Origin of the sequence: Anabaena sp. 4-3 (assembly GCF_001597745.1) — a bacterium.
GTDB lineage: Bacteria > Cyanobacteriota > Cyanobacteriia > Cyanobacteriales > Nostocaceae > Trichormus.
Window position 1 is genome coordinate 369,575 of the sequence record NZ_LUHJ01000026.1, and the last position, 6,301, is coordinate 375,875.

General features: G+C 42.4%; 4 protein-coding genes. 1 reads left to right on the top strand and 3 read right to left on the bottom strand.

Going from position 1 to position 6,301, the window contains the following annotated elements:
- Nucleotides 1-132: 132 nt before the first annotated feature.
- From A3775_RS08145 to A3775_RS08155, 3 genes are all read right to left on the bottom strand, one after another.
- Entirely contained in the window at nucleotides 133-2,016 is a 1,884-nt protein-coding gene (locus tag A3775_RS08145; RefSeq protein ID WP_066424489.1) for an ABC transporter ATP-binding protein, read from the bottom strand.
- A gap of 176 nt (nucleotides 2,017-2,192) precedes the next feature.
- The gene (locus A3775_RS08150) at nucleotides 2,193-2,723 is read right to left on the bottom strand and encodes a single-stranded DNA-binding protein (RefSeq protein WP_066383797.1); all 531 of its coding nucleotides are present in this window, start codon (nucleotides 2,721-2,723) and stop codon (nucleotides 2,193-2,195) included.
- Between the two features lie 651 nt (nucleotides 2,724-3,374).
- Nucleotides 3,375-4,586, bottom strand: a complete 1,212-nt coding sequence (locus A3775_RS08155; RefSeq protein ID WP_066424491.1) for an FAD-dependent oxidoreductase — start codon at nucleotides 4,584-4,586, stop codon at nucleotides 3,375-3,377.
- A gap of 287 nt (nucleotides 4,587-4,873) precedes the next feature.
- Here A3775_RS08155 and A3775_RS08160 point away from each other — a divergent pair, with 287 nt between their 5' ends.
- Nucleotides 4,874-6,148 carry an ABC transporter ATP-binding protein gene (locus tag A3775_RS08160; protein WP_066424493.1) on the top strand — a complete coding sequence of 425 codons (1,275 nt, stop codon included), beginning with the start codon at nucleotides 4,874-4,876 and terminating at the stop codon, nucleotides 6,146-6,148.
- Nucleotides 6,149-6,301: the final 153 nt, after the last annotated feature.

Sequence of the window (6,301 nt, forward strand, 5' to 3'; positions counted from 1 at the left end):
GCTGTTCTGTATATCGAATCAACCAAATGTAGGCGATCGCATTTACAAGTTGCTGTCAAAACCTTGTAGAGACGTTGCATGCAACGTCTCTACACCTTGCTCTACAGCATATTTCACGGTAAATCATCAAATTTAAACTGTACGGGTCTGGCGACTGCGTACCCGTTCAGGACTCCCGGTAGGAATTGCCGCAATTAATTGTTGTGTATATTCTTGTTTAGGTTCGCGGTAAATGCTTTCTGCTGCACCTTGTTCGACAATTTGACCACGGTTCATAACTAAAATGCGATCACTCATAAATTTGACGACGCTTAAATCATGGGAAATAAAAATATAAGTTAGTTGAAATTCCGCTTGCAATTCCTTTAATAAATTTAATACCTGCGCCTGTACAGACACATCCAAAGCCGAAACCGACTCATCACAAATAATAAACTTCGGGTTTAACGCCAAAGACCTAGCAATACAAATTCTCTGACGTTGACCACCAGAAAACTGATGCGGATAGCGGTTAATTGCATCTGCACTTAAACCGACTCTTTCTAATAATTCTGCTACCCTTGCTAAACGTTGTTTTTTCGTCTTACCTACAGAGTGAATTAACAACGGTTCCATAATTGCATCCCCAACCTTTATCCGGGGGTCAAGCGCGCTAAAGGGATTTTGGAAAACTATCTGCATTTCCCGGCGCAGTTTTTGCAAGGGTTCGCCTTTCAGGTGAGTAATATCTTGTCCATCAAAGATAATCTGACCGCTAATTGGGTCAAGTAATCGCAGTAGAGTTCTACCAAGGGTAGTTTTACCACAACCTGATTCTCCCACTAAACCTAATGTTTCCCCTGGTTTGACATCAAAAGAAACATCATTCACAGCCATGTTATAGCGTTGAGTCCGACCAAACCAACCCTTAACAGGGAAACCTACCTTAAGATGGCGAATTTGTAACAAAGGTTTCTGTTTTTCCAAGTTTTCTAGCCTAGCGGAGAGTTCTGCACCAGTCACTTCAGGAGGGCGTGCGGGTTGTTTTTCTTGTATAATCAAATCTCCGCTTGTAGTTTCTTCTACACTCATGTAGTCAGAAACCGTCAGTAATTTATGGGGACGACGGTTAAGGGTAGGACGACAAGCAATCAAACCCTTAGTATATGGATGTTGGGGATGATTAAAAATTTGCTCAGTTGCACCGTCTTCGACAATTTTACCTTTGTACATTACCGCTACTTGGTCGGCAATTTCCGAGATTAAACCCAAGTCGTGGGTAATAAAAATCAACGCCATGTCACGAGTTTGTTGCAATTCTCGCAGCAGGTCAATAATTGTAGCTTGGACGGTGACATCTAAAGCTGTAGTTGGTTCATCTGCAATTAGTAGCAATGGGTTGCAAGAAATCGCCATTGCAATCATCACCCGTTGTAATTGACCGCCAGAAAGTTGATGCGGATAGCGTTCCAGCATAGATTCTTTATGCTGTTTCACCAACTGCGCCAATTTATAATCATCAAGGGGAGAATGGGGGTGAGTTTGCGGCCAAGTGTCGATGTATTGCTGTTGCAGTTGCTCATCATTAGGTAAAAGTTTCACCTCTTGCAGCAGCGCGATCGCAATTTGTTTAGCTTCACCTATCGTCACATTTTGATGACGCTGAATTGCTTCCGTTAACTGAAACCCAATGGTATAAACTGGGTTTAGAGAACTCATCGGTTCTTGAAAAATCATAGCAACGTCACCGCCTCGGTATAGTTGCATTTCCTCTGGCGGTAACGTCACTAAATTAATACCTTGATCATTTCCTTGAGCAGAAAACCAAATTTCCCCACCGCTAACTCTACCGGGATGTTGCAACAAACCCATCACCGCTAAAGCTGTAACTGACTTACCACTACCAGATTCTCCAACAATTCCTAGAGTCTCACCTCGTTTTAGCTGAAAGGAAATACCATCAACAGCTTTGACAGAATTGCCATCACCGGTAAATTCTACTTGGAGATTGCGAACTTCTAGGACTGTTTCTCTCATAGGAGTCTAGTATACAGTAAAAATTACTTTGGATTTTAACAGTAGTTTGGGATTTTATGGGGACTGGGGATTGGGGACAAATCAATTTAACAGTCAACAGTCAACAATCAAAAATTTTGAATTTTGAATTTTGAATTTTGAATTTTGAATTTTGAATTAATTAGTCCCCCTCATCCCTAAAACGGAATATCATCGTCATTAGGTTCTTCTACCGGAGGTGCATAACTGCTGGGTGTAGAGACAGGTTCGTAGGTGTTTGGTGGGGGAGGGACATTTACGGGAGTTGTCACCGGGGTAGTTGTGGGACGTGGAGACTCGTAACTCGGAATATTACTCGGTGGTGGGGGTGGTGCTGTTTCTGTAACTGCGGGAGTTCTCGCGGGTGCTGGCGATGCGGTGAAAGCAGTGCCTACAGGTTGAATTTGTTGTACAGTTAATTCTGCATGTTTTTCTTTAGAACCATCTTGATTTTTAATTGTGTGCATCCCTAAGCGTCCGGCTAGAATTACGCGATCGCCTTGATGATAGTTTTGCTGAATTTCTGTGGCTAAATTTCCCCATCCCACAACTTTTAAAGTTGCTGGTGGTTCTTCCGGTTTCACGGAATTGGGAAACTGTACCAGCATTTCTGTCTTTGCTAAGTTATCTGCTGTATACCGTAATTGTGGCTCTTGAATGATTTCCGCCATTAACACACAACTGTTCATGATATCCTCCTGGCTTAATAATTTTTAATTTCTAATTCGTAATTCTCAACTCATATACGCAAGCCTATCTGGTTTGTGAAAATTGAGTTATTTCTAGCATAAAAGCCAAGCGATCGCGTTGTACAACAGTCATTACACTGTTGAACGCTTTCGCCTGACTAAAACGAGCATTGAATCTTGCATGAGTAGTATAATTGTATCACTTTTACAAAAAAAATACTTGCTACAGATATAAACCACAAAAAAGTTTCAAACCCTTGTAGAGACTAAGCATGGTAAGTCTCTACACTGTATCTAATTAGTCTTGTAGGGTGCGTCAGACTGTTTAAATGCTGTCAATCAACGTATTTTTGATATCTGACGCACCCTACTAATATGTTAGTTGCCTCAGTATCTAATTATTCTTGTAGGGTGCGTCAGACTGTTTAAATGCTGTCAATCAACGCATTTTTGATATCTGACGCACCCTACTGGACTGTTTCAGCTAAAATAGTACAAAAATATAGTTCTTGTGGTGTGGGCATCTTGCCCGCACCGGACGGGCTAGAGAGCTTATCCCACAAGAGAGTTTTAATGCACAAATTTAGCTGAAACAGTCCACTACTAAATATGCCAGTATCTAGTTAGCAGAAAACTGCTGTAATATAAATCCTAAATCTGAACATGAACGGGAAACACACCTAAAGCAATCAATCTGGCTGGTAGGTCACGTAAAATCGGTAGGCGTAACCAAGCTGGCGGTTGAAAGGTGCGGTTAGATGTGAGAATGGGAGCAAATACTCGTTTCTGAATCAATGTCTGAAATGCTTGAATGATGCGTGTGGGCAATTCTCGGCGCATCTGCACTTTTACCAAGTCTTTTAATTCTACATGATGATTTTGCAGAGGTTTAGTTAAGACATTGGCAGTTACCACCGCATCCTGAATAGCATAGTTAATTCCCACACCGCCAACGGGTGACATGACATGAGCAGCATCCCCAATTAATAATAACCCTGGACGATACCAACGTTCTACAAGACTAGATTCTACCGAAAGAAACGCTACCTGTGACCAATCTTGTAAATTATCAATGCGGTTGGCTAATTCTGGGACAATTTCCACCACAGATGTTTTTAAAGCTGCTAAACCCTCACCCCGTAATTTTTGATATCCTCCCTTGGGAATGACATAGGCAATTTGCCATTGATCACCACGGTCAAGCATCGCTACAATATGACCAGCAGCAAAGCGTCCCATTCCTCCCTCAATTTCTTCTGGTTGACGGGGTAGGCGAAACCAAAGTATATCCATCGGTGGTGAGGTTTCAATGGTGGTAAAATTTCCTAACTGTCGTAACTTGGAATGACGACCATCTGCACCAACGGTGAGTATAGCCCGGACTTCATGCCAACCACCACCGCCCCGATAGCGGACACCTTTAATTACTCCATCCTCTGTAATTAGTTCTTGGACATTTGCCCCCATAACTACTTGACAATTGGGGTGTTTTTGTGCTTCTTCGGTGATAAATTCCAGAAATCTCACCTGGGGAAGCATTGTAATGTAGGGATAGGAGGTTTTGAGGTGACTAAAATCGGCGAGTGTTACCGTATCTTGCGGCGTTTTGACTTGAATTTGCCGCATTTTAGCATGGGGTAATTGCAGCAAGCGATCGCTCAATCCCAATTCTGCCATAATTTCCATCACCGACGGGTGAATCGTATCACCACGAAAATCTCGGTCAAAATCCTTATGTGCTTCCAACAGCATCACAGAAACACCGTGACGTGCTAGCAGCAGTGCTAACACCGCACCAGCCGGGCCACCGCCAACAATGCAACAATCTGTAGTCTGTACGTCTACAATATCATGGGTAGTCATGATTGCACCTCTGTTTAGGAGTGGGGAGTAGACAAATCAATTCAAAATACCCTGCGGGAACGCCAAAGGCGTACAAAATTCAAAATTCAAAATTACAGAATCTTTGGGAAATGGGGATGAGGGAGATGAGGGAGATGTTTGTTGTGGGCTGGAGAAAGTGGTGTTTAATTCTACGGTAATTGGGTTTTGCTGATGTAGACCGTTTTTTTGTAATTCGTAATTACTGCTATGCTAACTCTTGACTAATGACTAATGACTAATAACTGATGACTAATAACTAATGACTAATGACTAAAGTTGTTATAGAAAACGTATATAAAAGTTTCCCTCCCCGCAAAGGGGAAAGTGTCACCCCTGCTGGTAAGCTAACTCAGACAGCAGCAGAACAACCAGGAAATATTAATGTGTTGCGACGAATTAACCTCACCATTAATGATGGGGAATTTATGGTGTTGGTGGGTGCTTCTGGTTGTGGGAAAAGTACCTTACTGCGGTTAATTGCTGGGTTGGAGGTAATGACAGGTGGTAATATTTGGGTAGGCGATCGCTTGGTGAATGATTTACCACCCAAAGACCGTGACATAGCAATGGTGTTTCAAAATTACGCCCTTTACCCCCATAAAACGGTGTATGAAAATATCGCCTTTGGGTTACGTCGTCGGGAATTAGGCAATGTTGCAACTCAGCACTCTCGACTCCCTGAGTGGGGAGAAAATTTCCTCGTGGGGATGACAAGAAATTTACCGAAAGGTTTACGTTATATCTCGGAGAAAGAGCGAGAAGTAGACGCAAGGGTGCGGAGTGTGGCGGAGTTATTGCAAATTGAAAAATTATTGCATCGCTTACCGAAACAACTATCAGGGGGACAAAGACAAAGGGTAGCATTAGGAAGAGCGATCGCACGTAATCCGCAAGTATTTTTAATGGATGAACCGCTTTCCAACTTAGATGCTAAACTCAGAGCAGAAACCCGGACTCAAATAGTCAAATTACAACGCCAGTTAGGGACAACGACGATTTACGTCACCCATGACCAAACAGAAGCCATGACAATGGGCGATCGCATTGCCATAATGAATCAAGGTCAGATTCAACAAGTAGCTTCACCATTAGAACTATATAATCATCCCACCAACCGCTTTGTCGCCGAATTCATTGGTACACCACCGATGAACTTTATCCCCGTAAAATTTCACGCACCTTTATTAATTACCCATTCGCAATTTCGGCTCACCCTTCCAGAAGAGTGGGGTAGAGCGTTACAAAGATATGATGGACAAACCCTAATTTTAGGTATTCGTCCAGAACACCTAAGTTTGAGCGTACCAGCGACAAAAAATTTACCAGTGCAAGTAGACTTAGTAGAAAACCTCGGTCACGATGCTTTTATTACTGTTAGACTGATGGATCAAGATTCTAAGTTTGCTCAAATAATCAATCCTCTGCAAGTGCGAGTACCACCAGAAAAATTAGTTAGCATTGGTGAACAACTGTGGTTATCCCTCACCCCAGACAAACTGCACTTTTTCGATCCAGACACCGAGTTAGCGATTTTTCCCTAGTTGGTATTGTTGACTGGAGACAAATAAATTCAACAGTCAACAGTCAACAGTCAACAGTCAACAGTCAACAGTCAACAATTTTGAATTTTGAATTTTGAATTTTGAATTTTGTAGGCGCAGCCTTCCCGCAGGGTATTTTGAATTGATTTGTCC